General features: G+C 63.0%; 14 protein-coding genes. 3 read left to right on the plus strand and 11 right to left on the minus strand.

The window, feature by feature from the left end; genetic code table 11:
- Positions 1-3: 3 nt before the first annotated feature.
- Both OCA5_RS16320 and OCA5_RS16325 read left to right on the plus strand, forming a co-directional pair.
- Positions 4-567 (plus strand): F0F1 ATP synthase subunit B family protein, encoded by a 564-nt coding sequence (locus OCA5_RS16320; protein ID WP_012561871.1) that lies wholly within the window; start codon positions 4-6, stop codon positions 565-567.
- Positions 557-1,042, plus strand: a complete 486-nt coding sequence (locus OCA5_RS16325) for a F0F1 ATP synthase subunit B family protein (protein WP_012561870.1) — start codon at positions 557-559, stop codon at positions 1,040-1,042. The genes OCA5_RS16320 and OCA5_RS16325 overlap by 11 nt, the downstream gene beginning before the upstream one ends.
- Positions 1,043-1,230: 188 nt before the next feature.
- Here OCA5_RS16325 and OCA5_RS16330 read toward each other — a convergent pair whose 3' ends face one another.
- The 11 genes from OCA5_RS16330 to coxB all read right to left on the minus strand — a co-directional run bounded on the left by OCA5_RS16330 (position 1,231) and on the right by coxB (position 11,834).
- Entirely contained in the window at positions 1,231-1,854 is a 624-nt protein-coding gene (locus OCA5_RS16330; RefSeq protein ID WP_244396135.1) for a hypothetical protein, read from the minus strand.
- A gap of 235 nt (positions 1,855-2,089) precedes the next feature.
- Entirely contained in the window at positions 2,090-2,677 is a 588-nt protein-coding gene (locus tag OCA5_RS16335; RefSeq protein WP_012561868.1) for a GNAT family N-acetyltransferase, read from the minus strand.
- Positions 2,678-2,776: 99 nt separating this feature from the next.
- Complete coding sequence (locus OCA5_RS16340) at positions 2,777-4,066, minus strand: M16 family metallopeptidase (protein ID WP_012561867.1); 1,290 nt, start codon at positions 4,064-4,066, stop codon at positions 2,777-2,779.
- On the minus strand, positions 4,066-5,481 hold the full coding sequence (gene thrC, locus OCA5_RS16345) for a threonine synthase (RefSeq protein ID WP_012561866.1): 1,416 nt from the start codon (positions 5,479-5,481) through the stop codon (positions 4,066-4,068). The genes OCA5_RS16340 and thrC overlap by 1 nt, the downstream gene beginning before the upstream one ends.
- 124 nt (positions 5,482-5,605) lie before the next feature.
- Complete coding sequence (locus tag OCA5_RS16350) at positions 5,606-6,358, minus strand: SURF1 family protein (protein WP_012561865.1); 753 nt, start codon at positions 6,356-6,358, stop codon at positions 5,606-5,608.
- Between the two features lie 186 nt (positions 6,359-6,544).
- Positions 6,545-7,402 (minus strand): cytochrome c oxidase subunit 3, encoded by an 858-nt coding sequence (locus OCA5_RS16355; RefSeq protein WP_012561863.1) that lies wholly within the window; start codon positions 7,400-7,402, stop codon positions 6,545-6,547.
- 62 nt (positions 7,403-7,464) lie between these two features.
- Positions 7,465-8,082 carry a cytochrome c oxidase assembly protein gene (locus OCA5_RS16360; RefSeq protein WP_012561862.1) on the minus strand — a complete coding sequence of 206 codons (618 nt, stop codon included), beginning with the start codon at positions 8,080-8,082 and terminating at the stop codon, positions 7,465-7,467.
- A gap of 1 nt (position 8,083) precedes the next feature.
- Positions 8,084-8,260: a hypothetical protein gene (locus OCA5_RS16365; RefSeq protein ID WP_012561861.1), complete on the minus strand. Its 177-nt coding sequence runs from the start codon at positions 8,258-8,260 to the stop codon at positions 8,084-8,086.
- A 3-nt stretch (positions 8,261-8,263) separates the two neighbouring features.
- Positions 8,264-9,205: a heme o synthase gene (locus tag OCA5_RS16370; protein ID WP_012561860.1), complete on the minus strand. Its 942-nt coding sequence runs from the start codon at positions 9,203-9,205 to the stop codon at positions 8,264-8,266.
- 97 nt (positions 9,206-9,302) lie between these two features.
- Positions 9,303-10,928 (minus strand): cytochrome c oxidase subunit I, encoded by a 1,626-nt coding sequence (ctaD, locus tag OCA5_RS16375; RefSeq protein ID WP_012561859.1) that lies wholly within the window; start codon positions 10,926-10,928, stop codon positions 9,303-9,305.
- 63 nt (positions 10,929-10,991) lie between these two features.
- A complete protein-coding gene (coxB, locus tag OCA5_RS16380) occupies positions 10,992-11,834 on the minus strand; it encodes a cytochrome c oxidase subunit II (RefSeq protein WP_013913397.1) in 843 nt (280 codons plus the stop codon).
- A 419-nt stretch (positions 11,835-12,253) separates the two neighbouring features.
- On the opposite strand from coxB, the gene OCA5_RS16385 reads away from it, so the two are divergent.
- Positions 12,254-12,799, plus strand: a complete 546-nt coding sequence (locus OCA5_RS16385; RefSeq protein ID WP_012561856.1) for an invasion associated locus B family protein — start codon at positions 12,254-12,256, stop codon at positions 12,797-12,799.
- Positions 12,800-12,902 lie beyond the last annotated feature (103 nt).

The following is a 12,902-nucleotide window of genomic DNA, read 5'->3' on the forward strand; positions in this document are numbered from 1 at the left end:
TCAATGGCCGAGAGCCATGCAACGGGAACGACCACGCATACCGAGGTGCCACACGGTAAGCCGGAGTTTCCGCCGTTCAACAAAGACACCTTCGCGTCGCAGTTGGTGTCGTTCGCGATCGCGTTTGCGTTGCTTTACGTCATCGTCTCGCGATTTGCCCTGCCGCGCGTCGGTGGGGTGATCAAGACCCGCGAAGGCACGATCGAGAAGGATCTCGCGGAAGCCCAGGCATTTCGCGATGAATCCGATCTGGCGTTGAAGGCCTACGAGACCGAGCTCGCCGCCGCGCGTACTCGTGCTCAGGCCATCGGCTCGGAAACCCGCGATACGCTTGCGGCGCAGTCCGACGCGGAACGCAAGGCGGTCGAACTCAGCCTCTCCGCCAAGCTGGCCGAGGCCGAGAAGACCATCTCCGATATGCGCACGAAGGCGATGGGCAACGTCAAGGCGATCGCCGCCGATGCAACGTCGGCCATCGTCCAGCAGTTGTCCGGCACTGCGCCGGATGCCCAGCTCATCGACCGTGCCGTCGATGCCTCGTTGAAGGGAGGCCGCGATGCTGCATGAAGCTGAAACCTGGGTTGCCGTAGCATTCGTCCTGATGGTGGCGCTGTTCATCTATTTCGGCGCCCACCGCATGATCGGCGAAGCTCTCGACCGCCGCAGCGCGCGCATCCGCAAGGAGCTCGACGACGCCCGTCAGCTCAAGGAGGAAGCGCAGAAGCTCGTCGCCGAGTATCGCTCTCGCCGCGAAAGCGCCGAGCGCGAGGCGCAGGAGATCGTCGCAGCCGCGCAGGCGGATGCCGAGCGCATTGCGCAGGAAGCCAAGGCCAAGATGGAAGACTTCGTCGCGCGCCGTACCAAAGCCGCGGAGAGCAAGATCGCTCAGGCCGAGACGCAGGCCGTGGCCGACGTCCGCGCCGCCGCTGCCGAGGCTGCCGCCGCTGCTGCCGCCAACGTGCTGTCGCAGACGGTGAAAGGCTCCATCGCCGACAACCTGATCGAGAAGAGCATCAGGGAACTCGGCGGCAAGCTGAACTAAGTTTTTTCAGCGCTCACAAATCTGAAAAGGCCGGTCGAAAGACCGGCCTTTTTGTTGGTGGCGGAGATGCCCGTCATTGCGAGGAGCTTAAGCGACGAAGCAATCCAGTCTTATCACTTCCACATCTGGATTGCTTCGCTGCGCTCACAATGACGAATGCGGGCCTTCTCGAACCTTGCCAGATCGCTTTAATGCTTGCGGCCGCGGGTGCGCGGTGCCGGCTTCTGCGCAGCCGGATCGAAGCCGATATAGAAGATGTAATTGTCGCCCTCGTCGCCCTTCGGTACCGGATAGGCGATGTCCTCGATCACCATGCTGAAATCGGTGTAGGAGACGTCGGTTGCGAGCGCTACCGGGGTCTGCACTGCCTTGGTGAAGATCACCTTGGACGTCACACCCTCCTGCATCAGCGCGACGCGCATCGGGATATCGACGGTCGGCGGCGCTCCGGCCGCACCGGCGATGATGCGTCCCTGAATGCCGACGCGAGCGTGGATCTGCCCGCCCGAAAGTGTGCAGTCGCGCGCCGTGCGCAGGATCGACGCCTGATAGCGCAGATCAAGCCCGGAGGCAGGCTTGCCGGGCAGACCGACCGCAAGCGTCGAGGCGCCGAAGCGCACACTGACCGGAGGACAGGTCGGCTCGTTGTCTTCCGGCGGTGGCGGTGCCTCGCCGAGCGCCTGCGATCTGGAGCCGAAAATCTGGCTGAAACGGCTGCCGATCGAGGGGCTGCTGGCCGCAGAAGTATCCGCGCTTGCGTTGGAGTTGCCGAACATGCTGCCACCGCCACAACCGGCGAGCGCAACGCTCATGAGGGCCGCAAGAATGAAGGGCGCATGACGGCGCGCGGGTCCATGTTGGCGAAGCTCGTGCATCGTTCGGTCGCTCTCAACCCCTGATCCGACGCCGCTGGCTGCAGCGCCTTGATTTTGACCGCCTTATAACAGGCCCTTCGCGGCGAACCCAAGGCATAACCCACATAAGAAACGGAAGCGCAGCCGAACACGCTGCCGGGCGATGCCGCACCGGCAAGAGACCGGCTTCCCGTTAACCGATGAAATCGTCCTCCAACAATCCGTAGAGGTAATGATCCTGCCAGGCGCCGTTGATGCAGAGATAGCGCCGTGCCATGCCCTCCCGGACGAAGCCGCATTTTTCCAGCACCCGCGCCGAAGCCGCATTGCCGGGAATGCAGGCCGCCTCCACACGGTGCAGATGCAATTCGCCGAACAGCGTCGGCAGCAGCACGCGCAGCGCCGCGGTCATGTAGCCGCGCCCAGCGTAAGGCTCGCCGATCCAGTAACCAATGGTGCCGCTCTGTACGATACCGCGCCGCACATTGGCGAGCGTCACCGCGCCGAGAAGCTTCTGGTCACGCTCGCGTATGATGAGGAAAGGATAGGAGCGGTCCTCAGCAATGTCTTCGGTGTAGCGGCGCAGACGGCGGCGAAAGCCGGCGCGGGTGAGATCATCGACCGGCCAGATCGGCTCCCATGGCGTGAGGAAAGCACGGCTCGCCTGCCGCAGCTCCGACCATTGTTCGTAATCGGCCATTGTCGGCGGCCGCAGCCAGAGGCCACGCGCCCGCGGCGTCAGCACCGGAGGCAAGGTGAGCGGCAGCCGGAATAGCGCCATGGCCTCTCTCTTCTCACAACGTCGAGCGGCGCCCAGCCTGCCCGACCGAAACGAACGCATGACTAAACCGCGGGGCCTCCCCCGCCGGAGACGAGCGCCTTAGTGCAAAAGCGCCCGCGCCTTCGGTTGAGCCAATCCTTCCGCAAAGGAGGCGGCCTTGTCCAGCCCCCGGCCGCTGCCGAGCGCGACCACGGCGGGCCGGCTGCGGGCAAGCAAAGCGCGTGCCGCATCGCGTGCGGATTCGACGGTGACATTGTCGATCCGCGCGATCATTTCCTCGATGCTCAGCGGGCGGCCATAGGACAGCACATGGCGCGCCAACTGCTCGGCACGAGCGCTGCAGCTCTCCAGCGCCATCAGAAGTCCCGCCTTCATCTGCGCCTTGGCGCGCGCGATCTCCTCCGGCGTCAACGTTTCGACCGCCTCGTTCATCTCGTCGACGATGACTTCCATCATCTCCGGCGCATCGCTCGGATCGGTCCCGGTGTAGAGGCTGAAGAAGCCCGTGTCGGAATAAGGCTGGTGGAAGGTGTAGATCGAATAGCAGAGCCCGCGCTTCTCGCGCACTTCCTGGAACAGGCGCGAGGACATGCCCCCGCCAAGCACGCTGGTGAACACCTGCAGGCTGAACAGCGAGGGATCGGACTGCGGCACGCCTTCCAGCGCCAGCGTCAGATGCGCCTGTTCGAGATCGCGGCGGACGACGCGCGAGCCGCCCTTGCCGAACTGCGCTGGCACCGGCTTCGGCCCCGCATCGGCACTGAAGCCCGCGAAACGCTGTTCGACATCGGCAACGATACGGGCGTGATCGACCGCACCCGAAGCCGCGACCACCATGTCCGGCCCACGATAATGCGTGGTGAGATAGCCGCGCAGCTTGTCGCGGGTGAAGGTCGCAAGCGTCGCCGGCGTGCCGAGCAGCGAACGCCCCATCGGCTGATCGGGATACGCGAGCTCGCCGACATATTCGAACACGGCATCGTCCGGCGTATCCATCGCCGCGCCGATTTCCTGCACGATCACGCTCTTCTCACGCTCGAGCTCTTCGGTATCGAACGAGGGACTGACGAGAATGTCGGAGAGAACGTCGATCGCGAGCGGCACGTCGGCCTTCAACACGCGCGCGTAATAGGCGGTGCTTTCCGAGCTCGTCGCCGCATTGAGATCGCCGCCGACCGCCTCGATCTGCTCGACGATCTCGCGTGCGGTGCGGCTCGCCGTTCCCTTGAACGCCATGTGCTCGAGAAGATGCGAGATACCATGCTCGTCAAGCTTCTCGTCGCGCCCGCCGACGCCGGTCCATACGCCGAGCGCTGCCGTTTCCAGATGCGGCATCGCATCGGTAACGACGGTGAGACCGGAAGGAAGCTTGGTGATTTCGACGGCCATCAGTGAACCTCTTGTCTCACGACGCGGCTTGCCGATAGCACGAAAGCCTCGACTGCCGCGGGATCATTCTTCATCACGGTGATGTGCTCCTTGCGGCTCATCAATCCGTCGAGCCACACAGGGAGACTCGGGCGGGTGCCACAGGCAGCCTCGACCGCATCGGGGAATTTTGCCGGATGCGCGGTGGAGAGCACCACATTCGGCGTTTTCGAATCGGCGCTGTCGCGCTCGGCAACAGCAAGCGCCACTGAGGTATGTGGATCGACCAGATCGCCCGCCTCACGAAACGCTGCACGCATCGTCGCGGCGACCTCCGCCTCGTCGGCGCGCCCCGCTTCAAAGTCGCGGCGAATGGCGTTGAGCACCGGCGTCGGCAGCGCAAAGCGGCCGGACTGCGCAAGCGAGGCCATCAGGCCGCGCACCAGCGCCGCATCGCGCCCGCTCGCCTCGAACATCAGCCGCTCGAAATTCGACGACACCTGAATGTCCATCGACGGCGACTGCGTTGCCTCGACTTCACGCACCTCGTAATGGCCATTCTGCAGCGTGCGCGCGAGAATGTCGTTCACGTTCGTGGCGACGCGCAGCTTGCCGATCGGCAGGCCCATGCGCTTTGCCACATAGCCCGCGAAGATGTCACCGAAATTTCCGGTCGGCACCGTGAAGTCGATCGCGCGCGCGGGTGCGCCGAGCGCCACTGCCGAGGTGAAGTAATATACGGTCTGCGCAACGATCCGCGCCCAGTTGATCGAGTTGACGCCGGACAGCGACACCTGATCGCGAAACGCATGATGGTTGAACAACGCCTTCACGATCGCCTGGCAATCGTCGAACGTGCCTTCGACCGCGAGCGCATGAACGTTCGCAGCACCGGTCGTCGTCATCATCCGCCGCTGCACGTCAGAGATGCGGCCGTGCGGAAACAGCACGAACAGGTCGACGTTCGCGCGGTCCTTGAATGCCTCGACGGCCGCACCGCCGGTGTCGCCGGAGGTCGCAACCACGATGGTGGTGCGCGTGCCACGCTTCGCCAGCACATGGTCCATCAGCCGCGACAGAAGCTGCATCGCCACGTCCTTGAACGCGAGCGTCGGCCCATGAAACAGCTCGAGCGTGAACTGGTTCGGCCCGCTCTGGTCGAGCGGCACCACCGCAGGATGGCGGAACGTCGCGTAGGCTTCGTTGGTCATGCGGCCGAGATCCGCATCGGAAATCTCCCCCGCAACGAAGGGACGGATTACATCGGTTGCGACCTGCCAATAAGGGCGACCGGCAAAGCCGGAGATCGTCTCATGCGAGAGCGTCGGCCAGACCTCCGGCACATAGAGGCCGCCGTCACGGGCAAGCCCGGTCAGCATCACATCCCAAAAGCCGAGCCGCGGGGCCTCGCCCCTCGTGGAAAGATAGGTCGTCAAGAGTGCCTCCAAAGGCACGGATTCCCGCAAGCCTTTGATAGAATTGTTAATTTTATCCACAGACAGTGGAAAAGCGCACCTTACCGGCTGCTTTCCATCTCGACAAGGAAGGGAAAGCGCCGCGTCACGCCCGCCTCCGGCCGAACAACCAGACGCCAAACGTGCCGAGCACGGCGATCGCAAGGCCGAACCAGGTGATCGCATACCCTAGATGGTTATCTTTCAATTTGGGCGAAAGGGCGCTCGGCTTCGGTACACCCGCCGTCGGCACCGGGGCTTCGAGATCGATGTAGAACGGCGCCACCTCGCCCCAACCCAAGGCTTCGGCCATGCCGGCGATGTCGCGGACGAACCAGAGCCGTTTCGTGGTGCTCTCCTGCGCAGTCAGCAAGCCCGGACGCTCAGGGAAGCGCAGATAGCCGGTCAGCACTGCCGGTTCGCCGGTGAGAAGCGGTGCGATCGCACGATCTTCCTCGTCGCGCTTCTGCATCTCGTTCGGCACGAAGCCGGTATTGATGACGATGCGCGCACCTCTCTCGAGCTGCGCCGGCAGGAAAGCCCAGACGCCCGGCGTGGTAACGTCGCTGCGCACCGCCGAGCCCGAGGTGTAGACCATCGCATCGGGCTTGTTCTCATACGTCGCCGCGAAGCGAACACGACGGAATTCATCATCAGTGCGATTGAGATGCGTCCACTCGGAGTGCGGCGGCAGATCGACCGGCGCGGCGGCAAGGCGCTCGTCCAGCGCTTTCATCAGCGCATGCTTCTGCTCACCGCGCTGGAGTTGCCAGACACCGAGCGAGGCGAGAGCCGCACTCATCACCAGCGCAAACACCGCCATGCCGATTGTGGCGCGCGTGGAGCTCGACGCTCTCATCGCAGGACGCGCCCGGGAAGCAAAGACATGCGGCTGTTATGGCAAAACAGTGCGGCGATGTCGCGACGCAAGGCCGTGAGCGAGGCCGGACGCTCTTTCGCAAAAGCCATCGCTCCCTCCTTACTCAAACGCCGCTCCTTACAAAAAAGGCGGCCCGAAGGCCGCCTTTGAACTTCGGATGCTCGCTCAATGCGCCGCGTGGGCCATTGTCTCCGCACCATGTCCCCAGACATAGATGCAAATGAACAGGAACAGCCACACCACGTCGACGAAGTGCCAGTACCAGGCCGCGAACTCGAAGCCGAGGTGCTGCTTCGGCGTGAAGTGGCCGGCATAGGCGCGCGCGAGGCAGACGATCAGGAAGATCGTGCCGACGAGAACGTGGAAGCCGTGGAAGCCCGTCGCCATGAAGAAGGTCGCACCATAGACGTGACCAGCGAAAGAGAACTCCGCATGGCTGTACTCGAACGCCTGCACGAAGGTGAAGCAGACGCCGAGGATCACGGTGAGGAGCAGACCCCACTTCAGGCCCTTGCGATCGCCTTCCAGAAGCGCGTGGTGCGCCCAGGTCACCGTGGTGCCCGAGGTCAGCAGGATCAGCGTGTTGAGAAGCGGCAGGTGCCAGGGGTCGAAGGTCTCGATTCCCTTCGGCGGCCAGACGCCGCCGAACAGCGCGTCACGGGTGAACATCACGGCATCGTTCGGGAACAGAGCCGCGTTGAAGTAGGCCCAGAACCACGCAACGAAGAACATCACCTCGGAGATGATGAACAAGATCATGCCGTAGCGGTGGTGAATCTGCACCACGCGGGTGTGGTCGCCCTTGTACTCGGCTTCGCGGATCACATCGCCCCACCAGCTCGCCATGGTGTAGAGCACGCCAATGAGGCCGATGCCGAACACGATCGGAGCCGCGGCATACATATGATGCATCCACGAAATCGCGCCGATCGCCATGATGAAGGCTGAAAACGAGCCGACGACGGGCCACGGGCTCGGATCGACCAGGTGATAATCGTGATGTTTGACGTGGCCGCCAGCCATTTCATTCTCCGTTTGCGGTGCCGGTCGCCCGGCGCTCGTATCATTCACTCGCGTTTATAAAGCTAACTTCTGCCGCCGTCCCGCTCCGATGCCGCCACCGGCTTCGTTTCGGGATTCTTCACGGGATAGAAGGTGTAGGACAAGGTGATCGTGCTGACGCTCGCCTGATTGGTGTCCTCGACCATCGAGGGATCGACATAGAACACCACCGCCATGTCGCGGGTCTCGCCCGGCTCCATGGTCTGTTCGGTGAAGCAGAAGCAGTTGATCTTGGTGAAATAGGCGCCAGCCGTCAGCGGCGCGACATTGTAGCCCGCCTGGCCGGTGGTCTTCCGCGCCGACTGGTTGATGACCTTGTAGTAGACGGTTTCGACCTGCCCGATCCGGGTGCGGATCTCGTCCTGCTCGGGGACGAACTTCCACGGCAGCCCGCCGGAAATATTGGAATCGAAGCGTACGGTAATCTCGCGGTCGGTCGCGTGCGCAGGCGCGGAGCTTGCCACCTGCGGCGTGCCGTTGAAGCCGGTGGCCCGGCAAAACCAGTCGTAGAACGGGACGGCCGCATAGGCGGCGCCGATCATGAACGCCACCACGAGACCGCACACCCCGGCGATCACGGCATCGCGCGAATGGCGAGGCTTGGTCGGGCGTTCAGGCGATGATGGCGTCTCTTTGCTCATGTCACATCGGCCGGACCAGAACTGCCGGTCCCTTCACGAGAGTCACAATGAAGAACAACGTCACCAGAATCCCGAGCACCACCGCGATCGCAATCGAGCGTTCGCGACGGCGGCGCTTCTGCGCGTCGGTGAGTACGATGCCCTCGGGCTCCTGATCGTTGTTCATCGCGAGATCCATGCGCTACCAGATCATTGCCGCTACCGCGTGTGCCGCGACTTCGAGCGGCAGCACCGCAAACAGCAGGAACAGATACAGCAGCGAAAACTTGAACAGCGCACGCGCCGCACGGTTCGCCTGCGTGCCGGTGCGATAGCGGTACACGTTGAACGCAAACCACAGCATCCCGGCGCCGAGCGCAACCGACGTGAGGCCATAGGCCGCGCCGAAATAGCCGAGCGGCCACGGCAGGATGGCAACCGTGACGAGAACGATAGTGTAGAGCAAGATCTGCAGCCGCGTCGCATCGGGGCCCGCCACCACCGGCAGCATCGGCACCTTGGCGCGGGCGTAGTCGTCCGAGCGGAACAGTGCGAGCGCCCAGAAGTGCGGCGGCGTCCACAGGAAGATGATCAGGAACAGGATGATCGGCTGCGGCGCGAGCGAGCCGGTTGCGGCCGCCCAGGCGACGACCGGCGGCAACGCACCGGCGGCGCCGCCGATGACGATGTTCTGCGCGGTCCAGCGCTTCAGCCACATCGTGTAGACGACGGCATAGAAGAAGATCGTGAAGGCAAGCAGCGCTCCGGCAAGCCAGTTCACCAGAACGCCGAGCGTCGCCACCGAGAAGATCGCGAGCGTGATACCGAACGCGGCAGCCTCCGGAGAGGACACCCGACCCCGCGGAATCGGACGGTTGGCGGTGCGAGTCATGAGCGCGTCGATGTCGCTCTCGTACCACATGTTGAGAGCGCCAGCCGCGCCGCCGCCGACGGCGATGCAAAGGATCGAGGTCGCCGCGAGCACAGGATGCAGATGAACCGGCGCGATCACGAGGCCGACCAGCGCCGTGAACACGACAAGAGACATCACGCGCGGCTTGAGAAGCGCGATGTAGTCCGAAACACCCGCCTCGGAAACAATGAGGGGAGGATATTCGACTGAATTTTGCTCGATAACGGACAAACCCGGACGGCTCCTTGGTAGACTCCCGTCCGCCACGGTGAGCCCATGGCGGGCGGGAAATTTTGGCGTGCCATGCCTCGCGGCATGGCGACGCGCATTACCGAATGCGAGGCAGAACCTCGAACTGGTGGAACGGCGGAGGCGAAGTCAGCGTCCATTCCAGCGTGGTCGCACCGGGACCCCACGGATTGTTCGGGGCCGGAATCTTGCGTGCGAAGGCTTCGACGACACCATAGAGGAAGACCAGCACGCCGAAGGCCGAGATGTAGGAGCCGATCGAAGCGACCAGGTTCCAGCCGGCAAAGGCATCCGGATAGTCGACATAGCGGCGCGGCATGCCCGACAAACCGAGGAAGTGCATCGGGAAGAACAGCACGTTCACGCCGATAAACATCAGCCAGAAATGCGCCTTGGCGATGGTCTCATTGTACATGTAACCGAACATCTTCGGGAACCAGTAGTACCAGCCGGCGAAGATTGCGAACACGGCGCCGAGCGACAGCACGTAGTGGAAGTGCGCAATCACGTAGTAGGTGTCCTGGAGAACGCGGTCGACGCCGGCGTTCGCGAGCACGACGCCCGTCACACCACCGACCGTGAACAGGAAGATGAAGCCGATCGCCCACAGCATCGGCGCCTTGAACTCGATGGAGCCGCCCCACATCGTGGCGATCCAGGAGAAGATCTTCACGCCGGTCGGCACCGCGATGACCATGCTCGCCGCGACGAAATAGGCCTGCGCCGACGCCGACATGCCCACGGTGTACATGTGGTGGGCCCAGACCACGAAGCCGATGCCGCCGATCGCGACCATGGCGTAGACCATGCCGAGATAACCGAAGATCGGCTTGCGGCTGAAGGTCGAGGTGACGTGGCTGATGATGCCGAAGCCCGGCAGGATCATGATGTAAACTTCGGGGTGGCCGAAGAACCAGAACAGATGCTGGTAGAGCACCGGGTCACCGCCGCCGTCGGCCGCGAAGAACGCGGTGCCGAAGTTGCGGTCGGTCAGCAGCATGGTGATGCCACCGGCGAGCACCGGCAGCGACAGCAGCAACATGAACGCCGTCACCAGCACCGACCACACGAACAGCGGCATCTTGTGCATGGTCATGCCAGGCGCGCGCATGTTGAAGATCGTGGTGATGAAGTTGATCGCGCCGAGAATCGACGACGCGCCGGCGATGTGCATCGAGAGAATGACGAAGTCGACCGCCGGTCCAGGATGGCCGGACGTCGACAGCGGCGCGTACATGGTCCAGCCCGTACCTGCGCCGAGCGAGCCCGGCTCGCCCTCGACGAACGCCGAGAGGATGAGGAGCGCGAAGGACGAGGGCAGCAGCCAGAACGAAATGTTGTTCATGCGCGGGAACGCCATGTCCGGCGCACCGATCATCAGCGGCACGAACCAGTTGCCGAAGCCGCCGATCAGAGCGGGCATCAGCGCGAAGAAGATCATGATGAGGCCGTGATTGGACACGAACACGTTGAACGTGTGGGCCTCATGGAACAACTGCACGCCGGGATACATCAACTCGATGCGGATCGCGACCGACATCGCGCCGCCGATCAGGCCAGCGACCACCGCGAAGATAAGGTACATCGTGCCGATGTCCTTATGGTTCGTGGAGAAGAGATACCGCCGCCACCCGGTCGGATGATCGTGCGCATGATCATCATGAGCGTGATCGGTGTGGGCGGAAGTTGCAGCGGACGTAGCCATTTTCAGATCCTTTGAACCTTGCAGTTCTTAAACCTTGCGGTTGTCTTCTTCAGTCTCACGCCGCTACTGCGCGGCGGCCTCGATCGAGGCGAACGTGTTTGCCGGAGCCGAAGCGAACTTCTTCTGCGCGTCGGCAACCCACTTCTCGAATTCCTCGTCGCTGACGACGCGGATCGCGATCGGCATATAGGCGTGATCCTTGCCACACAGTTCCGAGCACTGGCCGTAGAAGATGCCGGTCTTCTCTGCCTTGAACCAGGTCTCGTTGAGACGGCCCGGCACGGCGTCGATCTTGATGCCGAACGACGGCACCGCGAAGGAATGGATGACGTCGGCGCCGATCACCTGAACGCGGATCACCTTGTTCACCGGAACAACGGCCTCGTTGTCAACGGCGAGCAGACGCGGCTGCTTGTCGGTCGCCATCAGCGAGTCGAACTCGAACTTGCCGTTATCGGGATAAGCGTAGGTCCAGTACCACTGCTTGCCGGTCACCTTGATGGTGAGATCAGACTTCGGAATTTCGAGTTCGTGGAACAGGAGGCGGAAGGACGGGACCGAAATGCCGACGAGAATAAGAACCGGAATAATGGTCCAGGCCACTTCGATCAGCGTGTGATGGGTAGTCTTGGAAGCGACCGGGTTGACCTTGGCGCGAAACTTGAGAACGACGGTGACAAGCAGAGCGAGAACGATCAGAACGATGGCACCGATGATCCACAACAGGAAATTGTGGAACCAGACGATATTGTCCGCGACCGGCGTTACGCCTTTCTGCAGCGTCATCTCCCACGGCGCCGGCTGTCCCATGACCTCGGCCATGGCTGCTCCGGCAAACAACAGGCTTGCAGCGGCGACGATCATTCCCACCACACCGCGGCCGATCTGGCCCCTCGACATCTTCATGCCGCTCACGCTCCTATATCCATCGCTTTTAGAGGCTCGCCGTCCGGCAAACCTCATTTCCGTCGCCATTCCTTTTTAAGGCTGTCAGACCGCAATTAGAACGCGTCGAATTCCCGCCTCTCAAATCATAAATTGGTGCCCACCGCAATGTACCTCATTCGCGAGCCAGCGTTGCGGGATTGAGCCGCAGAAACGGTCGAAAAACCTCCGATCTTTCCAGCGGCGGACCGGCCCGGACGATTGGGCGTTGCAGGTCCATGAGCGTCCGTTGTAGGCAATCCGGGCGCCATGACGGAAGCCCGATTCGGCCGGTTTTCGACCCAGCCGCGCGTTTTGTCGCCCTCAAGGCGCCGTCATTGCCCTTTCAAAAGGCTCCCGCAGGGACGAGTGGCCGAGAACCGACTGAGAAAGCGCCCGGAATGAGATTTTTCGATATCCCCGGCATTGCCCGCCGCCCGAAGGCCGCCCTCGCCGCCCTCGCGCTCGCAGCCTCCGCCTGCGGCCTCAATTCGGGCCTCTCCACAGCCGCTTACGCCCAGGGCGCGGTCAAGTCCGTCTCCGGCGACTGGCAGATCCGCTGCGACACACCGGCCGGCGCCCAGAATGAACAATGTGCCCTGATCCAGAGCGTTGTCGCCGAAGATCGCGCCAATGCCGGGCTCACGGTGATCATTCTCAAAACGGCCGATCAGAAAAACAAATTGATGCGCGTGGTGGCGCCGCTCGGCGTGCTGCTGCCCTCCGGGCTCGGATTGAAGCTCGACGACAAGGATGTCGGCCGTGCCGGCTTCGTGCGTTGCCTGCCGAACGGCTGCGTCGCCGAGATCGTGATGGACGACAAGCTGCTTGAGCAGCTCAAGACCGCCAAAACCGCGACCTTCATCATTTTCGAGACGCCGGAGGAAGGCATCGGCTTTCCGCTCAGCCTCAAGGGCCTCGGTGACGGTTACGCCAAACTGCCCTGACGCCCCTCCCGCGGACGGCGATCAGACCCTATCTTTGCCTCGCTGCCCGCCCGGCCCCGCGTCGGGCCGCGGGCGGGCTTAATTGATGTTGCCGATGCGCGGA

Source organism: Afipia carboxidovorans OM5 (genome assembly GCF_000218565.1).
GTDB lineage: Bacteria > Pseudomonadota > Alphaproteobacteria > Rhizobiales > Xanthobacteraceae > Afipia > Afipia carboxidovorans.

Excerpts from the sequence above, each read along its gene's own strand:
- ctaD (WP_012561859.1), bottom strand. The coding sequence starts at position 10,928 with ATGGCTACGTCCGCTGCAACTTCCGCCCACACCGATCACGCTCATGAT.
- OCA5_RS16385 (WP_012561856.1), top strand. The coding sequence starts at position 12,254 with ATGAGATTTTTCGATATCCCCGGCATTGCCCGCCGCCCGAAGGCCGCC.
- OCA5_RS16350 (WP_012561865.1), bottom strand. The coding sequence starts at position 6,358 with ATGAGAGCGTCGAGCTCCACGCGCGCCACAATCGGCATGGCGGTGTTT.
- OCA5_RS16330 (WP_244396135.1), bottom strand. The coding sequence starts at position 1,854 with ATGAGCGTTGCGCTCGCCGGTTGTGGCGGTGGCAGCATGTTCGGCAAC.
- OCA5_RS16355 (WP_012561863.1), bottom strand. The coding sequence starts at position 7,402 with ATGGCTGGCGGCCACGTCAAACATCACGATTATCACCTGGTCGATCCG.
- OCA5_RS16360 (WP_012561862.1), bottom strand. The coding sequence starts at position 8,082 with ATGAGCAAAGAGACGCCATCATCGCCTGAACGCCCGACCAAGCCTCGC.
- OCA5_RS16365 (WP_012561861.1), bottom strand. The coding sequence starts at position 8,260 with ATGGATCTCGCGATGAACAACGATCAGGAGCCCGAGGGCATCGTACTC.
- OCA5_RS16325 (WP_012561870.1), top strand. The coding sequence starts at position 557 with ATGCTGCATGAAGCTGAAACCTGGGTTGCCGTAGCATTCGTCCTGATG.
- OCA5_RS16320 (WP_012561871.1), top strand. The coding sequence starts at position 4 with ATGGCCGAGAGCCATGCAACGGGAACGACCACGCATACCGAGGTGCCA.
- coxB (WP_013913397.1), bottom strand. The coding sequence starts at position 11,834 with ATGAAGATGTCGAGGGGCCAGATCGGCCGCGGTGTGGTGGGAATGATC.
- OCA5_RS16340 (WP_012561867.1), bottom strand. The coding sequence starts at position 4,066 with ATGGCCGTCGAAATCACCAAGCTTCCTTCCGGTCTCACCGTCGTTACC.
- OCA5_RS16335 (WP_012561868.1), bottom strand. The coding sequence starts at position 2,677 with ATGGCGCTATTCCGGCTGCCGCTCACCTTGCCTCCGGTGCTGACGCCG.